The following is a 23,572-nucleotide window of genomic DNA, read 5'->3' as shown; positions in this document are numbered from 1 at the left end:
GTATTTTTTATTTAAGAAATGTATGCACGGACCGTTGTGGAAGCATTTGCAGAATTTGTTTCAGTTTGCCCGCAAGCGATTGCGGGAAGGGCAGTTGTCGCAGGTGGCAGGCAGTCTGACGTTTACCACCGTACTGGCGCTGGTGCCGATTCTGACGGTTGCGCTAGCTATATTCACGGCGTTCCCTCTGTTTAATACTTTCAGGACTTCGCTGGAAGCCTATTTCATCCAGAATTTAATGCCGAAAGGGATAGCCAACACTATCCTCGGCTATCTCACACAGTTCGCAACAAAAGCGACCCGGCTATCGGCCGTGGGCGGTATTGCACTGATGATCACCGCGATTGCAACGATGGCGATGATAGACAAGACATTTAATCAGATATGGCAGGTTAAGCGTTCCCGCCCCATTTTTCAGCGCATTCTGGTGTATTGGGCCATTATCACGCTTGGGCCTTTGCTGATAGGTGCTTCGATTTCAGTGACGTCTTATTTATTTACGGCCACCAGTGGTGTAGTGAAATCGGTTCCGTTTATCGGTGGATTTTTTTATACCACGATTTCTATCGTCTTTACGATGGGCGCGTTTACCTTGCTGTATCTTGCTGTGCCTTACAGAAAAGTTAATTTGCGTGACGCAGCCTGGGGCGGTCTGTTTGCCGCATGCGTATTTGAAATTTCAAAGCGCGGCTTCGCTGCCTTCATTACGCATTTTTCTACTTATACCGTCGTCTATGGCGCGTTAGCGGCGGTACCTATTTTTCTGATCTGGATTTATCTGTCATGGTTAGTCACCTTGATCGGTGCGGTGATTGCCGCTGCGCTGCCGATTGTGAAATATGAGCGTTGGTGGCATGTACCGACACCCGGTAGCGCGTTTGAAGATGCGATCAAAATATTGCAGGTACTGTTTTTTGCCCGGCACAGCACAAGTAACGCGATTGTTAATGCTGGGCAGATCCGCGCGCAAACAAGGTTCGGGCTCGATGAGATAGAAGGCTTGTTGCAGCGTATGCTGGAAGCGGGATGGGTAGCGCAGGTGTCGTCGCCAACAGTAACTTCCGCTTCAACTTTATGGGCGCGCAACAGCGATGGTGGTGATTTATGGACGATGGCAGCCAATCCTTCTTTATTGACAATGGCCGATGTCTATAAAGTATTTGTGTTTGAGCCCGTGCAAGGCAGCCGCTTATCTGCCCTCGTTGAAGATGTCATCGAAGTGAGTTTGCAAAAAAATCTGCAAGAGTATTTTCTGACGCAAGAGCAAAAAAATGAAATTTAGTCAGATTACTACGTCAGCATTAGATGCAGGTTTGCTCACGCAATGGCAGCAATTGCAGTCTGTATCCACCGTTTATCGCAGTCCTTATTATCATCCGCAATATTCTCAGATTATCGCAGCTGCGCGGCGGGACGTGCGTGTTCTGGTAATAGAAGATGCTGGGCAGGTGATCGGGTTTTTCCCTTATCACAAAACAAATCGTTTCCGTGCTGATGTCATTGGTGGTGGACTCACTGATTATCAGGGGCCAATCTGTTCCTTTCAGTATCACTTGCCTGTCGGTGAGATGTTGAAAGCAATGGGTGTCGCTTATATGGAGTTTAACCATATGCCGCAGGAACGGCTTGATTTCTCTGCGTATGCATGGAGTCAGAGCCGTTCATTGACCCTGAATCTGGAAGGCGGTTTTGCAGCCTATGCTCAACGTCTGAATGATAAACGTGATGCATCTTTGCTCAAAAAAGTTGAAACCAATGAGCGCAAACTGGCAAAGAAATTCGGGGGCCTGTCGTTCACCATGGATTCAAGAAGCGCAACGGAATTTGATGCTTTGTTAGCGGGTAAATCGGCGCAATTCACCAGAACGCTGAGTGCTGAGCATGATATTTTTGCGACGCCATGGATACGTGATGTTGTGTATGGAATTTTTTCGCAGCACAGCACAGATTTTGGCGGAATACTCTCTTGTTTATATGCAGGTGACAAGATGATCGCTGCCCATTTTGGTATGCGGTCCGGTAACGTTTTGCACTACTGGTTTCCTTGGTACGACACGGATTATGCAGAATTTTCACCCGGTTTGATTTTGTTGGCATCCTGCGCCCGAGAGGCGCAGGCGCATCAGATTGATCTGATAGACCTGGGACGTGGTGAGCAAGCGTATAAGCAGCGCTTTGCCACCGGATTCATTCCTCTTTGCGAGGGTGCGGTATCTGCTCCTGCAGTAATAAGTAAAGCGCAGGGCGCTTACTTATCGGCAAGGGCGTATCTGAAAGAATCCAATCTGGGAAAAACGATCCGCGCTTGGAAAAATGCTAAAAAATAAGACGAATGAATGACGGCTCAATAAGCATTTTTATCGCCAAAAACGACTTTCAGAGTGCGCCAGATAATGACGATATCGAGCCAGATAGACCAGTGCTGCATGTAGTACAGATCATAGTCAACACGCGCCTGCATTTTTTCCAGTGTTTCCGTTTCACCTCTGAGGCCGTTAACTTGCGCCCAGCCAGTGATCCCTGGCTTGATCTTATGGCGGAACATGTAGCCAGTCACCAGTTTTCTGTACAGCTCATTGTGCTCAACAGCGTGTGGCCGTGGCCCGACCAGACTCATTTCACCTTTCAGCACATTAAACAACTGTGGTAATTCATCGAGCGATGTTTTTCTGATGAAGCTACCAAATTTAGTGACCCTGGAATCACCGACTTTTGCCTGAATCACCGGAACATCTTTCGGTGCTGTTTTCATGCTGCGGAATTTATACACATTGATCGGTCGCCCGGCGATGCCGTATCTGACTTGCTTAAATAGTACAGGGCCGGCCGAACTCAGACGTACGCCGATGGCAATCGCAAGTAAAACAGGTGCCAATAGAATCAGACCTATCAGTGCCCCGGTAAAATCCAGTATCCTTTTGGGTAGCGCTGCCAAGCCGATGAATGGCGTCTCGGTCGATGCCAGCACGGGCTGACCTGCTAATTCGCGTAGTTGAATGCCAGGCATACCGAAAATTAAAGATTCCGGAACAAAATAAGTCGTCGCCGTGCTGTCATACAAAACTTCAATAATTTCTTCGAGTTCCGGCGACTCTTTACTGCTCATACCTATAAAGACGATATCCACATTCATTTTCCCGGTTTCCTGATCAACGATCCAGTCAACCGCATCTTCGATATTTCCCAGTTTTTTTATATCGATAGGTGGGCGTAACTCATTCCTGTTATCAAAAAAACCGATCAGGTCTATCGCTGCCAACGGCGAATCCCTTAAAGCATTGACTAATCCAGCAGAAGCTGAATTTGACCAGATCAGCACTGCTTTTCTGCGGCGGGCGGGGTTGGAATAGTAAGCTTTGGCAACAGACCGTATCAGCATGGCGACGCTCATCAGAACAAATGGCGTTATCACCAGCCATAAGAACATGACTTTACGAGACAGTTGTTCCGATGCCTTATCGATATAGGCCGTCAGCAACACGACCATGAAGACGATAAACCAGCGCCAGCTCAATTTGGGAAATAAAGGAAGTGCGTCTTTAGCCTGCAGTGAATTGAGTAACTGGTGACTTGAGAAAACGATGATGCTGGTAAAGCCTGCAATAATGATGCGGATGCCAAACACATCCACATCTGTTTCTTCGACCTGATGCAAAATAGCAAACAAGGTCAGGCAAATTGCGGTACCGAATGCTATTCCCGTCAACACAGAGAGCAAATGTGCCGGTTGCGATGAGTTAGCATGCGAGTGAGAATTGAACATAAGTGCTGATTCTTTTTATTTGGTTTTACTTTTGAAAAATAATCTTTTGATTTGTGCCAACTGCCATTGATGCAGGTGTTTTCTGAATTCCGGATTGTCATATCTGGGAGCATGCTTCAAGGCTGCTTGCAGATAACCGGCGATAATCAGCAAACCACCGATGATGAAAGGCTTTTCGCGCATCCTGAAGATGCCGGATGCAATTGCATACAGCGGGTGATATCCCATAAACCAGATGCCTCGGCCCCAGCGCAGGCGTCCCCGATAGACATTTTTATCTGAGGAACCCATCAGCCTGTGGTGCATCAGGATGGCTTCCGGATGATAAAAACTCAGAGTATTCCACCCCTTCATCCGTGCTGTGTGTACATCAATTCCATCCCACAATACTTCTTCGACGAAGCCGCCTATCTGTTCGAACGCGACACGTCGGTACAACTTAAACTGACCTGCGACATGTTCGTCGATGATGATTTCTTCAATTTTTTTCCCATCTTCTTCGCGAAAGACTTTGCCGGAAACGGCGGCTAATTTTTCATCCTTCGCAAACTGATCAAACATCATTTCTAGGTAGTGCGGTCCAAATGACATGTCGCCATCTAATTTCGCGACGTATTGATAATCTTGGTGTTTGATCTGCGATACGCCGTACTTGAAGGCGGCAACAACGCCGCCACCGACTTTGCGGAATCCCCGGTCTGGTCTTTGCACCAGACGGATGAAATCATATTTCTCTGCATATTCACGAACTATGTCTGGCGTTGCATCTTGTGATCCATCATCGACGATGATCCACTCAACAGGACGTATGGTTTGGCGAACCATAGAATCGAGAGTCAGACGGATTAAGTCTGCTTCGTCGCGAACAGGAGCGATAATGACCAGCGGCACGGTCTGATAGCCACTGGAGTCAACCTTGATGTTGTTATTCAAAACGGGATGCTGCGGGACTTGCTCTGTTGTGGATGGAACCATAGTTTGCTTTCATTCATTTTGTGCAATATTAACGTAGCGAGTGTCGTGCGAACAATTGTTAATAGTTAATAATTGTTATGTTTGTGTTTTAAGTCATGGATATGCGGATGCATTTCAAACGCAAGATATTTTGTGTGTATGACAAAAATTTGCATCTTTATTTACTCTGGCAATATAAAATAAAACGGTTTTCCCTCTAAGCTTAGGTTTAAATGATTTTTACTTCTATTTTGAAATTTGAAGCAAAATTTTTAAGGCGTTTTTGCGCCGGAATTCTGCTGATTTCATTATTTGCTAATGTTTTTGCACAAGAGGCTGAGCAAGCGATCAGTCCAAAGCTGAAGGTGGAAAGCCAACTCTCCACTTTGCCCGCAGAGAAAACACCCGCCATTCAGCAGGAACAATCTGCTTTATCTGTACCTGATTTCTCTTCCGACCTGGTAGGAGAAGGCGATCAGCTGTTGATTACCGTGTTCGGACAACCTGACCTGAGCGCTGATGTGATCGTTGGTCCTACCGGTATTATCACCTTGCCTCTGGTGGGAACGATAGACATAAAAGGAAAGACGGCGAATGAGGTAGCCAGTATTTTTTCCCGCAAACTGGAACAGGGCCAATACTTACTGAATCCGAAAGTTTCAGTCAAAATCAACCAGCAAGTCAGTCGCAGTTTTTCAGTGATAGGCGAAGTGCTGCGTCCCGGGCGCTTCCCCCTGCAGGGGCAGATGAGTATTGTAGAAGCGTTGAGTCTCGCTGGTGGCGTTACTCCCAGAGCGGATAAACATCTGAAGGTATTGCGCAGGGCTAGTCAGAATGGTCACACAGAGTTGCGCGAGTTTACTTCGCTGAAGCTCGATTTTGACGATGAGAAAAACAATGACAGTCTGATGCAAAAAATTCTGCCGAATGATGTGCTGATCATCGGGCAACAAAAGAATTTCTATGTGTACGGAGAGATCCGCCGTCCCGGAATGTATCCGATGGAGGATGATCTGAACATCGTGCGCGTATTGTCTATCGGCGGTGGCGTTACCGAGCGTGGCTCTGCTTCGAGAATTATTATTCATCGAAAATCAGATAACGGAGAGTTGAAAGAAATTCCGGCACAGATATCAGATACTGTATTGCCGGGTGATGTGGTCATGATTAAAGAACGGATTTTTTAATGAATAAGATGAAAAATCCTTCGGTTGAATTAATACTTTCATTTACACAAATAGGCGCGATGCTGCGTGCCCGTCGCTATTTGATTTTCATTGTGACGATGATTGCGGTGCTCGGCGCAGGTGTCACCAGCATGTTACTGCCGAAAACGTATGTGGCGACAGCAGATATTTTCATTGATTACAGAGTTAATGATCCTATCGGCGGCCGTCAGTTTCATCCTTTGCAGGATGAAAGCTATTTGCAGACGCAGTTTGACGTCATTAAAAGTGTGCAGGTGGCTGAACGTGTGATTGCCGAGTTACATCTGCAAAATTCAGCAGACAGCCAGCGTCTGATTGCCCGATATGGCGAGCAGGGTGGCTTACGTGCGCTGGCAGAGTCGATCGCTAAAAATATCGAAGTTGCGCCGCATAAAAATAGTCGTGTCATTGGTATTCAGTATTCCGCCGGTACACCGCAGCATGCAAAAGAAGTCGTGAACGCGGTGGTGAAATCATATATTGATTTATCACTGGAAATGATGAACGCACCGGCGCGTGCGCGCAAAGATCAGTACAACGCTCAGTTGGAAACTTTAAGTCGTCAGATGGATGAGATACAAAAAAAACTGACCGCATATCAACAGGAATTCCAGATTGTTGATGTTGATGAACGTGCCGATCTCGAATCCCGGCAAATGTCAGCGTTGAGTACCAAGCTAATGGAAACACAGCTGCAAAAGCTTGAGGCGCAGGCAAAGCGACAATCTTTAGAAAAATTACTGAAGCAGGGTAATTTAAATTCTGATATCCCCGAAATCGCAGGTATTGGTCATATATCTGGCCTGAAGGCCGCCCTGATTTCTCTTGATACGCAACTGGCTAACGCTAAAACCACTTTGGGCGTCAGACACCCCCGTTACATCGCGATTCAGGATGAACGAAAAGCTTTGATGGATAAGCTGGAAAAGGAATCGGCAACGGCGTTTCAATCCCAGTTGACTGTTGAAAGCAGGCTGGCACAACAAGAAAAAGTAATGGAAGCAGAATTAGCGGGCTATCAGAAAAAAACTTTTGAAAACAAAAAGCACCGCGATGTCATCAGCTCCTATCAACGGCAATTAGACAGCGTGCAGAAAGTTTATAACGCTGCGATACAAAAATTTGATGAGTTGTTGATGACGAGTAATGTTGTCATCTCGAATGCAACCGTCATGCAATGGGCGGAGCTGCCAGAGAAGCATGCGAAACCTTTACTGAAAAATAATCTGGTATTTGGACTGATCGCAGGCCTGATGCTGGGTTTGAGTCTGGCTTTTTTACTTGAGTTGATGCATAGAAAAGTTCGTTGTCTGGAGGATCTGGAGCGGGAATTTGATGTTCCCGTGATGGCGCAGGTCGGCTTTCATGAAAGGCTGCTGGATAAAGATGTAAATATCGGTCGTATTGCTGAGAGGAAGACGCATGCCTGAATTGAATGAGGCGCAATCGGGCGCAACAAAAATTGGGCGTCTTGGTGAATTGTTTTTACAAAAAGGCTTGCTGACCGAAGCGCAGGTTGAACAGATATCTGTCGAACAGCGAGAAAAAAAATTGCGTTTTGGTGATGCTGCGCTTGCATTAGGCTTACTTAGCCAGGCAGAAATTGATTCCGCCCTGGGTGAGCAGTTTGGTGTTGGCAGCAAGGACCTTTATAACGGTAGTGCAGATAAGAAGCTGCGTTTTTTTCACGCGCCTTTTTCCAAAGAAGCAGAAGAAATCCGCGGCTTACGTAGTGAATTGCTGTTGAAGTATGGGGCGCAGGAAAAAATCAAATTTGCGTTGATCAGTCCGGGTGCCGCCGAAGGTAAGACATATATGGCCGCCAGTCTTGCAATCGCGTTGTCGCAAGTCGGACGAAAAACGCTACTGATTGACGCGGATTTACGCACCGGTAATTTGCATGAATTGTTTTCGTTGGGGGTTCGCGACGGCTTATCATCCGTCTTGATAGGTCGCCTGGCAATGAGTGACGCCTTAATTCCGCTGATGCCCAATTTGCATATTCTGCCTGCCGGCCCACGTGCGCCGAATCCGCTGGAAATTTTGCGGGCACCAAGACTGCGGGAATTGCTGGATTCATGCCACGACCAGTTTGACGCTTTTGTATTCGATACCTGCGCGGCGTCTGAAAGTTCGGACGCGCAGATGGTTGCACATCAGATCGGCGTTGCTTTACTGGTCGCGCAGAAAGACCTGACGGTATTAAGCGATTTACGTCAGACCAGAAGCGACATGCAAGCAGCAGGGGTCAATGTGATTGGGACGATATACAATCAATACGCGCCGCAGGGCGACAGCACAGGGTTGCGCGCAAGAATATCAGCAGTTCTGCGTCGCTTGCCCTTCTTCCGACGCGCTGTTTAAGATGACGGACGGATACACCAGATGATCGATGTCAGTGTCTGTATTTGTACTTTTCGTCGCCCTCAGTTATTGCGCCGTTTATTACTCGCTGTTTTTTCGCAGAATATGCCAGATTGCCGGATTGAGGTCGTCGTCGTCGATAATGACCCGCAACAGTCGGCTGCAACTGTGCTGGCGGAATTCAAAGCAGAGCATCACGATCGATTAATCGTTCTTAATTTAAGTCAGCCGAATATTTCCCTCGCGAGAAATGCCGCGATCCGCGCCGCAGGTAGCGAATGGATATGCATGATCGATGATGACGAGATTCCCCGGCGTGACTGGTTACTGAATTTGTTCAGTACGCAAAAAAAATATGCAGCAGACGTCGTGTTTGCGCCGGTGTTGCCCGAATATCAGGATGGTGTGCCTGAGTGGATTAAAAAGGGTGGCTACTTTGACCGGCGTCGTTTAGCGACAGGAACCGTGATCGATCATCGTGATGCTCGTAGTGGCAATGTGCTGGTTCGTCGCTCCGCGCTTGCGCAGATTACTCAGACACAAGGTGGCACAGAGGGGCCGTTTGATCCGGCGTTTGGCCGCACTGGCGGTGAGGATTCCATGTTGTTCCGTCGTCTCGACGAGTCCGGTAGTCGTATGGTCTGGTGTGACGATGCTCCTGCGCTTGAATTTGTTCCGTTGGATCGTGCCAGGGCAGCATGGTTGTTGCAAAGATCGTTTCGCACCGGGCAATTGTTTATGCGTACAGAGCTGGCAATGTGCCCGCCATCGGCGCGTTCAGGGCATGCGCTCTGGTTGTCTTTCCGCGCAGTTGTGCAGACGGGTATTGCCTCTGTTTTTGTTGTCGCGCTGATGCTTTTCTCTCCCCTGAAAGCGTTTCATTGGGCGCGTGTTGCAGCCTCTCAATTAGGTAAGCTGAGCCATTTCCGTGGCAAGGCGTCTGAGGCTTATGGTGATTAATAAATAAAATAAAGTAGCGGGTTTCTTATGAGTTCTTTGCATCAACAGCGACTTTTGGCATTAGACGGCCTGCGGGCAGTGTCGATCTTGCTGGTGCTGGTATCACACGCATGGCTGGGGCACATCGTCCCCGGCGGTTTAGGCGTCACGATTTTTTTCTTTATCAGTGGTTTTATTATTACCCGCCTGATGATTTCAGAGTGGGATAAGACGGGCACGATCAGCATTAAAAAGTTTTATATACGGCGCTTTTTCCGGCTGATGCCAGCATTGATTGTATTTGTTGTGCTCTCACTCATCACGATGCAGTTAGCTTATGTGAACTGGACATGGACAGAGCTGAGTTCGGTATTTTTTTATTTTGCGAATTATTTTGGTATCTTTGTTGGCTTCAGTGGTGAAGTGTTGCCACCGCCTTTATCGATCACCTGGTCACTGGCGGTGGAAGAACATTTTTACATGATCTTCCCGGTATTTTTTCTTGCAGTGATTGCTGTACCCAAGCGGTTTTATCGTATCGCGATTTGTTTGTTGATTGGCGTGCTGCTCTGGCGCATCTATCTGGTCTATGGCGTCGGGCTCGACAATCTGCCGCATTACCGCATTTACAAAGCCACCGATACCCGCGCAGATTCAATTGTGTACGGCACCTGTTTTGCGTTTTTACTCGCACGGACAGAGTGGGTCTTAAAATTTTTCAGTCAAAAGAAAGTGATTTTGACTGGTGCAGCGTTAATGCTGTTTTCCTTGCTGTTCCGCGATGAAAACTTCCGCGAAAGTTTTCGTTACTCGATACAGGGTATCGCTTTGATGTGCCTGTTTCCGGTGCTGGTCCTGAATACTACCATTGCCAGCCGTATCCTGAGCACGCCGGTATTTGTGTACATCGGGCGCGTCAGTTATTCGCTTTACCTGTATCACTGGCTGGTTTTCGGCATCATCACCATGTGGCTGCCCGATCTCAGTTTTGCGGTGAAATTTCCATTGATGATCGTGCTCTCGTTCATTCTTGCAGACTTGTCGTGCCGTTGGGTGGAAACTCCGTTTCTACGCTTGGGGCGCCAGTTTGCGCATTAAGAAACAGAATCCTGATTTGATTCTGAATCAGGATTCTCTTCGTCCTGATTCAGTCTGCGCGTGGCCGAGGTAACGGCAACCAGCGCAAAGATAAAAAACACATTCTGAAAACCAAACCCGCGGAACAAGCTGCTTTCCGTAAAATTCGTGACCACCACAACGAGCAGCATCGCACTCCAGAATGCTGCCTGTATTCTGTCTTTATGTGACAGAAGAACCAGCATTCTGACCTGCACCAGCAAGGTTAATATGCAGAGCGCCAGTCCTATCAGCCCTTGTTCATTCAATATATCGAGATAGCCATTGTGCGATTGCAGCGGAATCCAGTTCAGCGCATCAATCACGAATTGCGAGAGACTGTCCGGCCCCAACCAGAAAGCGCCATAGCCCAGGCCAAGCACCCAGTGTCGCTCAATTTCCAGCCAGACCAAGTCCCAGATATCAGTGCGGCCAGTCAGATCCGAGCCTTTGCCGAAAATACCTGCGATTGGTGCAGAGATTTCCGGCCAGGTCGGAAAGCGCGATTCCTGCATATAAAAAATATAGACTGCAATCAGAATCACACACAGCAAGGACAGCAGAACACGTGTAATCGAATAATCAGAACTTAAGCGGCGTTTTCTGAGTAAATGAAAAATACCGCTGGTCGAGAGCGTGATGATCATACTGGTCGAACTTTTACTCATCACCAGCATAAAAAAGCTGAACATAATCACGAATAACAGCAGCTTGAAATCAACTTTTTCCAGACATGCTTTTACTTGCCATAACAAGATCGCCATCGCGGCGACCTGGCCTAATTCATTTTTTTGCGAGAGTGCGCCACGCCACGCACCGCCCAATTCATAATCGATACCTATGCTCGGCACGGCCACCGCCATCACCAGCGAGAGCGCCAGCATGCTCATCAAGGTATAAATTAAACAGTTCACAATCAGATGCAAAGGGCGCGGTGCAAGCTGTATGCTGAGACCGATCAGGACAATGCCGTAAAGCTGTATCGCCCGCTTGAACGTGACGGCAGGCAAGGGCGACCAGATGCTCGACAGCACGCACCAGACCAGCACCAGCACCAGAAAAGGATTTAAGGAACGAAGGTCTTTCAATACTTCCGGCAGGTGTTTCGATAAAACGAACAGCGCAACCAGAAACAAACTCCCCCATTCTAATTTCGTGGTCAGCGACCCTTCCATCGTCAATGCAGATGTACCGGCATAATCCCAGGAGATACCGTAAGGCAGCAGTGAAAAAATCGCAAATAAGACCACCATGGCCCGTATGAGCAGGATTTCATAGTCTTGCATGGGCTTAAATTGATCTGAAACCGGCGGAATTGTCATTGACTCATATCTTTGTCATTTGTTTGTGCGATATTCTAATGTCTTGCTCTGTTGTCGCGATTTATTTCATGAACTATTTTCTGTATTTGTCCAAACACGGTTGGCGGTCATTGATTTTTCAGTTAATGCTGATGTCCGTTGCATGTTCCATCTCTGCAAGACCTGCCTATGCCGCTGTTCCAGAATGGTTTCCGTTCAGTGTGAATGAAGATCAGCTCTCTGCGGTGACTGATTTCAGTGCGATGAATAACCCGCTGACGCACAGCGATCGTTTGTTTGTGAAGCAGGCACATTTTTATCGCATCGGTGCCGACAATAAAACCAACACCGCAGATGATCAGCGCATACGCCTGTTCGGTATCAGCCTCAGCGGTGCCGCGAATTTCCCGCCGGAAGAAGACGCCCCGAAAATCGCGCGGCGTTTGCGACGTCTGGGTTTTAACGCAGTCAGATTACATCATCTGGATTCTGTGCTGAGTGACAGCGATGCACAGCCACAGGGCATATTAAACAGCGGCGCATTTCCCAGCTTTAATCCAGTTGCTTTGCAGCGCTTGCATACCCTGATCGAAGCTCTCCGGCAGGAAGGCATATACGTTAATCTGAATCTGCATGTCGGCTACACTTTTCGCTATGCAGTTGACCGGCTGACACCGATGTTGCCGGGCGAGACCATGCCGCATGCGAGCCACCCGCTGCATGTATTTGAACCGCGCATGATTGCGTTGCAAGTCGAATATGCGCAGCAGTTGATCCGGCGTTTGCAACTCAATGATGACCCCGCGCTGGCAATGATAGAAATTAATAACGAATCTTCGCTGGCAGGCGCTTGGCAACGCAAGGAGCTCGACGGTTTATCCGGCGAATACGAACGTTTGTTGCAGCAGCAATGGCAGCACTGGATTACCCGCCAGCACGGCAGTCTGAAGCAGGCATGCGAACTCTGGCGCAGTTGCGGTCTCACCAAGCAAGGTGCCTTACTCGTCAAAAGTGGTGAAGCGCGTGTTCTGGCGCATGGCGAAGGCTGGTTTGCGCGGTTCAAGTATTTTTTGCAGCGTGTTGCCAGTAAATTAGGTTGGTCTTCGTCTGCGTTCTTTGAGCAAGAGTATGAAATGCATGAGCAGGGCGCTGGTCGTCGCGTTCTGGATTTCACCCGCTTTCTGGTCGAGATGGATAAGCAATATCTGGATACCATGCGCAAAGCGATACGCGCAGAGGTGGGCCCGAATCTGCCGCTGACCGGCACGCAAGTGTACTTTGGCGGATTACTGAATACCGATGCCCAGCAAGAGATGGATTACGTCGACGAGCATTTTTATGTCGATCATTACGATTTTCCGCATCAGGCCTGGGATAGAAACGACTGGCGCATCCGCGATCATTCCGCCTTGCGTGAAGGCTGGGAACCCTTGTTGAAAAGGGCGTTTTATCGCGATGCCAGAAAACCATTTGTGGTCAGCGAATTTAATCAGGCGTATCCGAATCGCCAAAGCGCAGAAATTATTCCCGTCATGACCGCGATCGCCAGTGCGCAGGATTGGGATGGATTATTTTTCTTCCACTATGTCGATGGCAATAGCTGGCAAGCCTTGCCGGATAGCTTTGGCCTCAGCGGGCAGAGCGGGCAACTCGCTACGGTGGGCATGTCTGCCGCCATGTTTCGTTATTTTCAGATTCCGGTGTTGCGCGAACAGTTGCGCATTCCCATCAGCGCAGAACAGCGACAACTGTTTGGCGCACTGGGCGATGGTGTCTCGTCTACGGCGTACACCGATTATTTAAAAAGCAAGCGCAACATCGATATCAAAGACGCTTTTTCCAAACGCATTGCCGTCAGCGATGCGTCGCATAACAACGAACAAGCCTTGCAGTCGAAAGAAGAAACGCAAGCGTCGTCAACGGATAATTCAGCAGTCTGGTCTGCCGCTGGTGGCGCTATGCAGTTCCACACTGACGGCCCGAATTTGCGCGTCACAACACCATACAGCGGCCTGTTTGCCGGGTTTGGTGTGGCAACGGATAAGCCAGTCGCAGAACAATGGATGTCGCCTGTTTTTGCTAAAAATACGCGACAGTTTGGTGTGATGCTGGCGATGAGCCGAGATGGCAAGCCTTTAAGCGCATCGCGCCGTGTCTTGCTGAACCTGAGCGGCGCAACGATGGGCAGCCAGCCGGACGAGATACCTACCCGACCCAAAAAACTGGTGCCGTATGCCGGTGACCATCAATGGTGGACGCTGGAGCCGGACAGCCGCAATGCAGGCAAACCCTCAGGCCCGCGCGATGCAATCGGCCCGGTCTGGCAGGAACGAATCGCAGCAAGCATTTTTTATCCGAGCAAGGCACATAAAATCCAGATTTACCCACTCGACGGTCAGGGCCAGCGCCTGAGCGCGATTGCGGCAAGCGACATCAGCCGTGTCGCTGGTGGCTTTCAGATCACGCTGGATAAACCGACGGTTTGGTATGAGGTGTTGATTGAGGGGCGGTGATGTCGTACTCTTTGGCAGACGATTAAAGCGAAGCTAAATCGTCCCGTTGCACCACAATTCATTGTGTTTGCTTTACAAGCTCAATGGTGACGGTGTCTTTGCTGGTTGACCCCGCTGTATATCCAATAAAAGCCACAATAATGACATTGATAAGTGTGCCAACCGGGAAAATTGGAATCATAAAAACCCACGGTAGTTCAAAGAGCATTAGATACATTCCTGCAAATGAGTTATCACCGCTAGGGTTGATGATCGTTGCATAGGCTACGATAAGCGCAGCACAAACAAGCCAGATCAATACAAATCTGAGTACATACTGCACGGCTTTCTTGGCTGGATTGGGGGGCTCAGTGATAGTCGTAACCTTGAATTGCCAATGTTCTTGCGAATCTGCAAGGCTTTTTGCTTTATCTTTCCACTCAACACGAGCTCTCGAAAATTGTTTAGCTGTTGCTAGTGCAGGAAATTGGCAGCGAGAGCATCTGTCTGCATTCTCGTGATTAGTTTCGTCACATATCGCGCACTTCCATGAGTAATTCTGCATACGAGTTGTGGCCTAATGAATGATTTAATTTGCAAAAGTGAAGATTAACTCTGAATGTCAAAAAAGATAATTTTCGTCAAATTTCGTGAAAGCTCCATGGAGCTTTGCTGTATTGGTTTATATCGAATATATCTCCAATCTGATTAAACGAAGAAAAACATCGCTCCTCCGGCGCGATGGCAACATTCCTGTGTTCGGCCTGTCTGTTTAAGCACGGCTACCGCCTTTAAAAACCATCATATTAATAAAAATAGAGGAGTATGTGCCAAAAAGCCACTATTTTCAGCGTATTCATTGGGCTTTTAAAAATACTCCCCCCAGTATATTTTGGCTGTTAACAGCCAAAAAACGATGAAGTCGGTGCCATTGTCAAACTGAGCGGCTTTTCAGGCTGGTGTGTGGACAGTGGGTTGGCAAGCGCAGGCGTACTCAGAGTGTTGCCTCGACCATGCGCCTGATCTTTGTTGCTTTTTCAAAGTGATCTAGTTTGTTTTCCAGTATCCACCACCTTGCTGCCTCCATGAGCAGTTCAGGGTCATCGTTTTTGTTGGCAAAGAAAGCATAAAAAGACAGGCCAACATTGTCGCCTTTACTCTCGATTTTCTCATCACAGACTTTGATGATCTTTCTTTTCAGTGTGTCTCTCATGTGCTCAATATTCCTGCGTGTGTTTGGCTGGTCGGGATAACCGTGAAGAGATCGACGTTAACATGCTTGTGTGAAATTGACAACGCAGCCCTCACTGATACAAAAAGCGGACACGCATTACTTGCTGTTATTTCGTTGAGCGCACGATTTTCTGCCCTAAAAAATACCGTGATATGAAATCAGCTTGCCGCATTATGAGAAATCTTGTTTCGGCGCATCAATCTGCTTTCTCATTTTAAGAAAAACACTTCCGCATCGCGAAATAAAAAATGTAGATCCTTGATTTTAAACGGTTAAATATCTGTTTTCTGTCTTATATAAGACATTGTTGCTGCGCAAAAAAACTCCTATGATTTATATCAATAGAAATCGAATTTAATTGATCAGCAGGGGATAGTATGAGTACACGCGAACAGCAAATCGCTGCTTTACAGGCAGACTGGGATGCCAATCCACGTTGGCAAGGTATCAAACGCAATTACACGGCAGCGGATGTGGTGCGGCTGCGCGGATCGGTGCAGGTGGAACACACGCTGGCGAAAAACGGCGCGCTCAAATTGTGGGATCTGCTGCACCGTGAGTCGTTTATTCATGCACTCGGCGCGATGACAGGTAATCAGGCGATGCAGCAAGTAAAGGCGGGTCTGAAAGCGATTTATCTGTCTGGCTGGCAAGTGGCGGGTGATGCGAATGTTGCAGGCGAAATGTATCCGGATCAATCGCTGTATCCGGCGAATTCTGTGCCACTGGTGGTGAAACGCATTAATAACACCCTGACGCGTGCCGACCAGATTCAGTGGGCGGAAGGCAAAGACGAAATTGATTATTTCGCGCCCATCGTTGCTGATGCGGAAGCCGGTTTTGGCGGTGTGCTGAATGCGTTTGAATTGATGAAGGCGATGATCGATGCCGGCGCGGCGGGCGTGCATTTTGAAGATCAGCTGGCGTCGGTAAAAAAATGCGGCCACATGGGTGGCAAAGTCCTGGTGCCGACGCGCGAAGCGCTTGAAAAGCTGAATGCAGCGCGGCTGGCGGCGGATGTGATGGGCATACCGACGCTGATACTGGCGCGCACCGACGCGGAAGCTGCCGATTTATTGACATCGGATATCGATCCCAACGATCAAACCTTTTGTACCGGTGAGCGCACGGTCGAGGGCTTCTATAAAACCACGCCGGGACTGCAACAGGCGATTTCCCGTGGTCTGGCGTATGCCGAATATGCTGATCTGATCTGGTGCGAAACCGGCAAACCCGATCTGGCTTTTGCGCGAGCGTTTGCCGAAGCGATACACGCGAAATTCCCCGGCAAATTACTCGCGTATAACTGCTCGCCTTCGTTTAACTGGAAGAAAAATCTGGACGACATCACGATCGCCAAGTTTCAAAAAGAACTGGGCGCGATGGGTTATAAATTTCAGTTCATCACACTGGCCGGATTCCACGCGCTGAATTACGGCATGTTCCATCTGGCGCATGGTTATGCGCGCCGCCACATGTCGGCCTTCGTCGAATTGCAGGAGCAGGAATTCGCTGCCGCAGCCAGAGGTTTTACTGCGGTCAAACATCAGCGTGAAGTGGGAACGGGTTATTTTGATGCAGTGACGCAGGCGATACAACAAGGGCAGTCGTCAACAACCGCTTTGCATGGCTCGACTGAAAATGAGCAGTTTTTGGAGCCGCTGAAACAGACTGCCTGATTCATTACGACAAAAGCTGAGGGCGATAAAATCCGGAAAATCTCAGGCTTGCATGAAAAAAGACCGCGCTTCTCATGATGCGCGGTCTTTTTCTTTGCGATGTTTGTCAGGACTGGCGTCGCTGCCTTATTGCTGTCGCTGTGCACGGCGCTCCCGCAGCAGGATGCCGATATATTTTGAGCCTTGCGTCGTGTAACGCTGCCACAAGCGACGAGGTTCGCTGGCGAGACGCCAGAACCATTCCATGCCGATTTTTTGCATCCACAGCGGTGCGCGTTTTTTCTGGCCGAGCGCAAATTCCATCGCCGCACCGACGCACAGCAACAGCGGGGCATTAAGAGTGGTTTGTTCGCGGCGATAGCGAAAGGCGAAGTATTCCTGTTTCGGCATACCGAGGCAGATGAATACGATATTCGGTTGCGCCTGCTGTATCAAGTCAATCGCGGTATCAGCTTCGCTACCATCCGGTGTGAATTGCATTGACGGGCAGAAGATCGAGACTTGTAATCCCGGGTAGGTCTGTGCAAATGCCTGCAGTAGCATGTCTTCCTGACCCGGCATGCCGCCGACGACAAAGATGGACATGTTTTTTTCAACGCAGCCCTTGCATAAAGAGACAAATAAGTCAGCACCGGTGACGCGTTCTGGCAGTGGGTTTGCAGACATTTTGCTGGCCCAGACGACAGGCATACCATCGGCAAAAATGTAATCAGAGGTTGAATACACCTGTTTGAATTCAGGCTGACTGTCGAGCCGCACCACGTGATCGACATTCGGTGTGACCACCACCCGCGCTGGATGCTGGCGATCAGCGGCAACGTTTAACAAATGCTGATTTGCCTCTGCAAACGACATATTGTGGATGTTGAGCCCGAACAGGTGTGTGCAGGAATTGCCGATGTGGGATTGCGATGCGGTGTTTGTCATAGTGCTAAGCCTGAAAAGATGGTCTGATTATCGCAGAACTCTGGTGTTTTGCCGCGTTATCGCGGGTGAAAAACATGAGCGAAAGGGTAAAATAAGTTTTCCTCCATTTTGCGGGCAGATGATGCAACACAGAACCAGAATTAAAATTTGCGGGCTGACTAATCTTGCGGACGTAAACACCGTCGTTGCCAGCGGTGCTGATGCGCTGGGATTTGTGTTTTACCCACCCAGCCCGCGTTATGTCGAGCCGGATGTAGCAGCGACGTTGTTGCAGGCGTTGCCGCCGTTTGTAGTGTCGGTGGGTTTATTTGTGAATGTGACTGAACAGGATTTGCAGGCCACGATAAAAAAAGTGCCGCTGCAGCTGTTGCAATTTCATGGAGATGAAACGCCGCAGCAGTGCGCTGCGCTGGCGGCCAGTGTGCAGCGGCCGTTTATCAAAGCTTTTCGCGTCAGACCTGACACGAGCGCAGATGATTTGTTAGAATGTGAGCGTTCATATCGTGACGCAAGTCCTTTATTTAACGGTTTGCTGCTGGATACTTTCGTCGAAAGTTACGGTGGTAGTGGAAAGGTTTTTGATTGGTCTCTCATCCCAAAAGAGCTCGCGCCTCGGGTCGTTTTAAGTGGTGGCTTGAGCGTTCAAAATGTGACTGGCGCAGTTAGTCAGGTGCGTCCGTTCGCGGTCGATATCAGCAGTGGTGTCGAGTTATCGAAAGGGCGCAAGGATGAAGTCAAAGTACAAGCGTTTATCGCTGCGGTGCGTAGCGCTGATAACGCTGATATCGAGACTCAGCGAAACTGATCAGTAATCTGCTGACAGCTATGCTGCACATATTGATGTTGCGCGTATCGCTGAAAAAACTACCATGAAGTCCGGTGCTGGTTCTGACTCTGACGTGATGAATCACGAGGAATGCATGACCGGGCTCAGCAAAAGAAATAAAGGAATGACATGAAAAACATCGTACCGGGCAGTGCCCATTCTGAATATCCTGATGTCGCCCGTCAGGCGATTTACCAATCTTCCGGTTACCATTTACCCGATCAGCGCGGTCATTTCGGCCCGTATGGCGGCACTTTCGTTTCTGAAACGCTGACGCATGCCTTGAATGAGTTGAAGGATGCGTACGCGAAGTTTCACAATGATCCGGATTTCATTGAGGAATTTCGCAAAGAGCTGAAATATTTTGTCGGTCGTCCATCGCCTGTGTATCACGCTAAACGCTGGTCTGATCTGATGGGCGGCGCGCAGATCTATTTCAAACGTGAAGATCTGAATCATACCGGTGCACACAAAATCAATAACGTGATCGGTCAGGCCTTGCTTGCCAAACGCATGGGAAAACCGCGCGTGATTGCGGAAACCGGCGCTGGCCAACATGGCGTAGCGACTGCCACAATCTGCGCCCGCTTTGGCCTCGAATGTGTCGTGTATATGGGCTCGGAAGATGTGAAGCGGCAGGCGCAGAATGTGTATCGCATGAAATTGCTGGGGGCGACGGTGGTGCCGGTGGAATCCGGTTCCAAAACCCTGAAAGACGCGCTGAATGAAGCGATGCGCGACTGGGTTGCGAATGTCGATAACACGTTTTACATCATCGGCACGGTGGCTGGCCCGCATCCTTATCCTATGATGGTGCGCGATTTCCAGTCGGTGATCGGTGAGGAATGCCTGTGGCAAATGCCTGAGCAAACCGGTCGTCAGCCTGATTATGTGGTGGCGTGCGTCGGCGGTGGCTCGAATGCGATGGGGATTTTTTATCCTTACATCGATCAGAAAGATACAAAGCTGATCGGCGTGGAAGCGGCAGGTGAGGGCGTTGACACCGGCAAGCATTCCGCCTCGCTGACCGCCGGTTCGCCTGGCGTTTTGCATGGTAACCGCACCTATCTGCTGCAGGATGAGAATGGTCAGGTCATTGAAACCCATTCTGTTTCCGCCGGGCTGGATTATCCCGGCGTTGGTCCTGAGCATGCCTGGTTAAAAGACAGTGGCCGTGCTGAGTATGTGACGATTACGGATGACGAAGCATTAAAAGCCTTTCACGATTGCTGCCGCATCGAAGGCATCATTCCGGCGCTGGAATCGAGCCATGCGCTCGCGTATGGCGCGAAACTGGCGGCGACGTTGCCAAAAGATAAGATCGTGCTGGTGAATTTGTCGGGACGCGGCGATAAAGACATGCATACCGTGGCTGAACGTGCCGGGCTGAAGTTTTAATGCAGTCTTTGTCAGTAGCGTATAACCGGGCGTAAAAAAGGCAGTAAATGAGGTAAACGACAGATACTCCCCCATAAATTTTGATTTTCTCGCTTGAAGTCAGCATAAGTAAAGGGCTTCAGGATATACCCCGGGGAGTATCTGGATGCCTGTTTTGAGTGCCCGGATTGCGCTATCTTTTGTCCGGGCGGCATTGCTGGTCAGTGATGTTTTGACGTGATGCCGCCGTACACTTTCTTATTTCATACTATGTCAAAAATTCAAGCTACTCTCGCAGCGCTCGCGGCGCAGCAAAAAAAAGGTCTGATTCCGTTTATTACCGCCGGTGATCCTGCGCCCGCCATGACCGTGCCGCTGATGCATGCGCTGGTTGAAGGCGGTGCCGATATCATCGAACTGGGTGTGCCGTTTTCTGATCCTATGGCCGATGGCCCGGTGATTCAGCGCGCTTCTGAGCGGGCGCTGCAATTTGGAATTGGCTTGCGTGATGTATTACAATTCGTCCGCGAATTTCGCCTGAGCAATCAGACCACCCCGGTGGTACTGATGGGATATGCGAATCCTATTGAGCGTATGGGACAGGATGCTTTTATTGCGCAGGCGGCCGATGCCGGTGTCGATGGCGTGCTGGTGGTGGATTATCCACCCGAAGAGTGCGAAGACTTTGCCGCCAGAATGCAGCAAAAGGGCATGGATACGATATTCCTGCTGGCACCGACCTCGACCGATGAACGCATTGCGCAGGTTGGGAAAATTGCCAGTGGCTACGTGTATTATGTTTCGCTCAAAGGCGTGACCGGTTCCGGTAATCTGGATCTGGATGCGGTGGCGGAGATGATTCCGCGTATCAAAAAACACGTCAAAGTACCAGTGGGCGTTGGTTTCGGTATCCGCGACGGGGCGACGGCCAGAGCGATTGCCTCGGTATCGGATGCGGTGGTGATCGGTTCGCGTATCATTCAGGAATTAGAGAATACGCCGCATGAAAACGGTGTTGCGGCTGTAAAAAGTTTTATTTCTGGTGTCAGACAGGCCTTGGACGAGTAAAATACGCGCCGAACGTACCTGAAAGTACACCATGGTTCCTGTATCAGAATGAACCAGATGCCGGTTTGCAGCGATTGCAGACTGGCTGTTACGAGGAGAAAACATGAGTTGGTTAGAAAAATTGTTACCACCGCGCATACAGCGCTCGGAATCTGCAAATCGCAAATCTATCCCCGAAGGTCTGTGGGTAAAATGCCCCTCTTGCGAGGCAGTGCTGTACAGATCAGATCTGGAAGCCAATGTTCATGTCTGTCCTAAATGTAGCCATCACATGCGTATCGGCGCACGTGAACGCCTCGATTCCCTGCTGGATGCCGGCGGTCGTTACGAAATCGGTCAGGAAGTTTTGCCTGTCGATACTCTGAAATTTAAAGATAGTAAGAAATACCCGGATCGTCTGAAAGACGCGCTCGAAACAACGGGCGAAACCGATGCGATGGTCGTTATGGGTGGTTCGATTATGTCGATTCCCGTTGTCACCGCTTGTTTTGAATTCCAGTTCATGGGCGGCTCTATGGGCTCCGTTGTCGGCGAGCGCTTTGTGCGTGGTGCGCAGGCAGCGTTAGAGCAAAAAGTGCCGTTTATCTGCGTGACAGCCACTGGTGGCGCGCGTATGCAGGAAGGTTTGCTGTCGCTGATGCAGATGGCGAAAACAACTTCGATGCTGACAAAATTATCTGAAAAGCGTTTGCCTTTCATTTCTGTACTGACTGACCCGACGATGGGTGGCGTTTCCGCTTCATTTGCCTTCCTCGGTGACGTTGTGATCGCTGAGCCAAAAGCGTTGATCGGTTTTGCCGGCCCGCGTGTGATTGAAAATACCGTCCGCGAAAAATTGCCGGAAGGTTTCCAGCGTGCGGAATTCCTGCTGCAAAAAGGCGCGATTGATATGATCGTTGACCGCCGTAAAATGCGCGAAGAAATCGCCCGTTTGCTCGCGTTGCTGCAAAATCAGTCGGCCGATGCAGTTGCTTAATTAATTTAAATTTTCTCTATAAGCCCGACATCATGTTGTTCGGGCTTTTTTTATCCTATGTCCAATTTGCCTGCGAGCTTGCCTGAATGGCTGGCTTTACTCGAAACGCGCCACTCCAAAGAAATCGATATGGGGTTGGAGCGCGTTGCGTCCGTTAAAAACCGTCTGGGTTTGCAGTTTTCCTGCCCGGTCATTATGGTCGGCGGTACCAACGGTAAAGGCTCCACTTGTGCGATGCTGGAAGCGGTGTATCTGCAGGCGGGTTATCGCGTCGGTTTATACAGTAAGCCACATTTTCTGGATTTCAACGAGCGCGCCCGGATCAATGGTGAAAACGTCAATGACGCCAGTCTGATCAAGGCTTTCACCGCCGTTGAAAAAGCCCGCGAATCGACCTCGCTGACCTATTTTGAATTTACCACGCTGGCGATTTGCCAGTTACTCGCCGAAGCGCCGCTGGATGTCGTGATACTGGAAGTCGGTCTGGGTGGACGTCTGGACGCGGTGAATGTGATTGATGCCGATGTCGCGATTGTCACCAGTGTTGATATTGATCACACCGATTATCTGGGTGATACGCGGGAAAAAATCGGCTTTGAAAAAGCGGGCATTTTCCGCCCCGGTAAAGCTGCAATTTGCAGCGACCCGGTACCACCCCAATCCCTAATCGATCATGCGAACGCGATAGGTGCAGATTTATGGCTGTTTGGGCGTGACTTTAATTACGCTGGCGATAAGCAACAATGGAATTTTGGTGGTCGTACCCAGCGTCGCAACTCTCTTGGTTATCCCAGCTTGCGTGGCGCGAATCAGTTGTTGAACGCATCCGGTGTACTCGCGGCGTTAGAGGTGCTGCGCAATGAATTGCCGGTCGGGGCGCAGGAAGTGCGTACCGGGTTGGTGATGGTGGAATTGCCAGGTCGTTTCCAGGTGATGCCGGGGCGTCCGGCGGTGGTGCTGGATGTTGCGCACAATCCGCACGCAGCGGCAACGCTGTCGCAGAATCTCGATAACATGGGCTTTCACGCCTACACCTATGCTGTGTTTGGCTCCATGCTGGATAAGGATATTGACGGTGTGATCGCGCAATTGAAAGATAAAGTCGATCACTGGTACGTGACTGGCTTACCTTTGCCGCGCGCTGCGACTGCTGCACAATTGAAACAAAAATTGCTGGATGCCGGTGTGTTAAGTGACCCTGAAAAAACCATCGTCGCTTTTGAAGCGCCGGAAGCTGCCTATACAGAAGCCATCAGCAAGGCGGGTGAAAATGATAGAATAGTGGTCTTCGGTTCTTTCCTGACGGTCGCCGGTGCAATGCGCGCCAGAAGGACTGCACTGCATTGAT

Annotated in this window: 20 protein-coding genes; 14 read left to right on the top strand and 6 right to left on the bottom strand. The window is 49.4% G+C overall.

What is annotated here, in order from left to right; all coding sequences use genetic code 11:
* Positions 1-22 precede the first annotated feature (22 nt).
* Positions 23-1,282: a YihY family inner membrane protein gene (locus H8K29_RS10205; protein ID WP_186897485.1), complete on the top strand. Its 1,260-nt coding sequence runs from the start codon at positions 23-25 to the stop codon at positions 1,280-1,282.
* On the top strand, positions 1,272-2,327 hold the full coding sequence (locus tag H8K29_RS10200) for a GNAT family N-acetyltransferase (RefSeq protein WP_186897484.1): 1,056 nt from the start codon (positions 1,272-1,274) through the stop codon (positions 2,325-2,327). Before H8K29_RS10205 ends, H8K29_RS10200 begins: the two co-directional genes overlap by 11 nt.
* A gap of 17 nt (positions 2,328-2,344) precedes the next feature.
* Here H8K29_RS10200 and H8K29_RS10195 read toward each other — a convergent pair whose 3' ends face one another.
* Complete coding sequence (locus H8K29_RS10195) at positions 2,345-3,763, bottom strand: undecaprenyl-phosphate glucose phosphotransferase (protein WP_186897483.1); 1,419 nt, start codon at positions 3,761-3,763, stop codon at positions 2,345-2,347.
* A gap of 15 nt (positions 3,764-3,778) precedes the next feature.
* Positions 3,779-4,738, bottom strand: coding sequence for a glycosyltransferase family 2 protein (locus tag H8K29_RS10190; RefSeq protein WP_186897482.1), 960 nt, complete (start codon positions 4,736-4,738; stop codon positions 3,779-3,781).
* A gap of 212 nt (positions 4,739-4,950) precedes the next feature.
* On the opposite strand from H8K29_RS10190, the gene H8K29_RS10185 reads away from it, so the two are divergent.
* Genes H8K29_RS10185 through H8K29_RS10165 form a run of 5 tightly spaced genes read left to right on the top strand, consistent with a single transcriptional unit; the run spans position 4,951 to position 10,326 of the window.
* Positions 4,951-5,904, top strand: a complete 954-nt coding sequence (locus H8K29_RS10185; RefSeq protein WP_186897481.1) for an SLBB domain-containing protein — start codon at positions 4,951-4,953, stop codon at positions 5,902-5,904.
* Positions 5,904-7,355, top strand: coding sequence for a Wzz/FepE/Etk N-terminal domain-containing protein (locus H8K29_RS10180; RefSeq protein ID WP_186897480.1), 1,452 nt, complete (start codon positions 5,904-5,906; stop codon positions 7,353-7,355). The genes H8K29_RS10185 and H8K29_RS10180 overlap by 1 nt, the downstream gene beginning before the upstream one ends.
* Complete coding sequence (locus H8K29_RS10175) at positions 7,348-8,289, top strand: polysaccharide biosynthesis tyrosine autokinase (protein WP_186883467.1); 942 nt, start codon at positions 7,348-7,350, stop codon at positions 8,287-8,289. Before H8K29_RS10180 ends, H8K29_RS10175 begins: the two co-directional genes overlap by 8 nt.
* Positions 8,290-8,310: 21 nt before the next feature.
* Positions 8,311-9,249: a glycosyltransferase family 2 protein gene (locus H8K29_RS10170; RefSeq protein WP_186897479.1), complete on the top strand. Its 939-nt coding sequence runs from the start codon at positions 8,311-8,313 to the stop codon at positions 9,247-9,249.
* A gap of 27 nt (positions 9,250-9,276) precedes the next feature.
* The gene (locus H8K29_RS10165; RefSeq protein ID WP_186897478.1) at positions 9,277-10,326 is read left to right on the top strand and encodes an acyltransferase; all 1,050 of its coding nucleotides are present in this window, start codon (positions 9,277-9,279) and stop codon (positions 10,324-10,326) included.
* Here the strand turns inward: H8K29_RS10165 and H8K29_RS10160 are convergent.
* Positions 10,323-11,666 carry an O-antigen ligase gene (locus H8K29_RS10160; protein WP_186897477.1) on the bottom strand — a complete coding sequence of 448 codons (1,344 nt, stop codon included), beginning with the start codon at positions 11,664-11,666 and terminating at the stop codon, positions 10,323-10,325. The genes H8K29_RS10165 and H8K29_RS10160 overlap by 4 nt on opposite strands.
* 68 nt (positions 11,667-11,734) lie before the next feature.
* On the opposite strand from H8K29_RS10160, the gene H8K29_RS10155 reads away from it, so the two are divergent.
* Complete coding sequence (locus H8K29_RS10155) at positions 11,735-14,158, top strand: cellulase family glycosylhydrolase (RefSeq protein ID WP_186897476.1); 2,424 nt, start codon at positions 11,735-11,737, stop codon at positions 14,156-14,158.
* Between the two features lie 58 nt (positions 14,159-14,216).
* Here H8K29_RS10155 and H8K29_RS10150 read toward each other — a convergent pair whose 3' ends face one another.
* Positions 14,217-14,702 carry a hypothetical protein gene (locus H8K29_RS10150; RefSeq protein WP_186897475.1) on the bottom strand — a complete coding sequence of 162 codons (486 nt, stop codon included), beginning with the start codon at positions 14,700-14,702 and terminating at the stop codon, positions 14,217-14,219.
* Positions 14,703-15,131: 429 nt separating this feature from the next.
* Positions 15,132-15,350: a DUF6500 family protein gene (locus tag H8K29_RS10145; protein ID WP_186897474.1), complete on the bottom strand. Its 219-nt coding sequence runs from the start codon at positions 15,348-15,350 to the stop codon at positions 15,132-15,134.
* 398 nt (positions 15,351-15,748) lie between these two features.
* Between H8K29_RS10145 and aceA the strand changes: the two genes are divergently transcribed.
* Positions 15,749-17,050: an isocitrate lyase gene (aceA, locus tag H8K29_RS10140; RefSeq protein ID WP_186897473.1), complete on the top strand. Its 1,302-nt coding sequence runs from the start codon at positions 15,749-15,751 to the stop codon at positions 17,048-17,050.
* 126 nt (positions 17,051-17,176) lie between these two features.
* Here the strand turns inward: aceA and H8K29_RS10135 are convergent, their stop codons facing one another.
* A complete protein-coding gene (locus H8K29_RS10135; RefSeq protein ID WP_255423326.1) occupies positions 17,177-17,977 on the bottom strand; it encodes a WecB/TagA/CpsF family glycosyltransferase in 801 nt (266 codons plus the stop codon).
* A 121-nt stretch (positions 17,978-18,098) separates the two neighbouring features.
* Here H8K29_RS10135 and H8K29_RS10130 point away from each other — a divergent pair, with 121 nt between their 5' ends.
* From H8K29_RS10130 to folC, 5 genes are all read left to right on the top strand, one after another.
* Positions 18,099-18,782 carry a phosphoribosylanthranilate isomerase gene (locus H8K29_RS10130; RefSeq protein ID WP_186897527.1) on the top strand — a complete coding sequence of 228 codons (684 nt, stop codon included), beginning with the start codon at positions 18,099-18,101 and terminating at the stop codon, positions 18,780-18,782.
* Between the two features lie 150 nt (positions 18,783-18,932).
* A complete protein-coding gene (trpB, locus tag H8K29_RS10125) occupies positions 18,933-20,201 on the top strand; it encodes a tryptophan synthase subunit beta (RefSeq protein WP_186897472.1) in 1,269 nt (422 codons plus the stop codon).
* 249 nt (positions 20,202-20,450) lie between these two features.
* On the top strand, positions 20,451-21,248 hold the full coding sequence (gene trpA, locus H8K29_RS10120; protein ID WP_186897471.1) for a tryptophan synthase subunit alpha: 798 nt from the start codon (positions 20,451-20,453) through the stop codon (positions 21,246-21,248).
* Positions 21,249-21,351: 103 nt separating this feature from the next.
* Positions 21,352-22,224: an acetyl-CoA carboxylase, carboxyltransferase subunit beta gene (gene accD, locus H8K29_RS10115; protein WP_186897470.1), complete on the top strand. Its 873-nt coding sequence runs from the start codon at positions 21,352-21,354 to the stop codon at positions 22,222-22,224.
* 57 nt (positions 22,225-22,281) lie between these two features.
* Positions 22,282-23,571, top strand: coding sequence for a bifunctional tetrahydrofolate synthase/dihydrofolate synthase (gene folC, locus H8K29_RS10110; RefSeq protein ID WP_186897469.1), 1,290 nt, complete (start codon positions 22,282-22,284; stop codon positions 23,569-23,571).
* Position 23,572 lies beyond the last annotated feature (1 nt).

Origin of the sequence: Undibacterium sp. CY21W (genome assembly GCF_014284265.1) — a bacterium.
Classification (GTDB): domain Bacteria; phylum Pseudomonadota; class Gammaproteobacteria; order Burkholderiales; family Burkholderiaceae_D; genus Undibacterium; species Undibacterium aquatile.
Note: the sequence above shows the minus strand (reverse complement) of the source record. Positions and strands in the feature narration are given on the sequence as shown.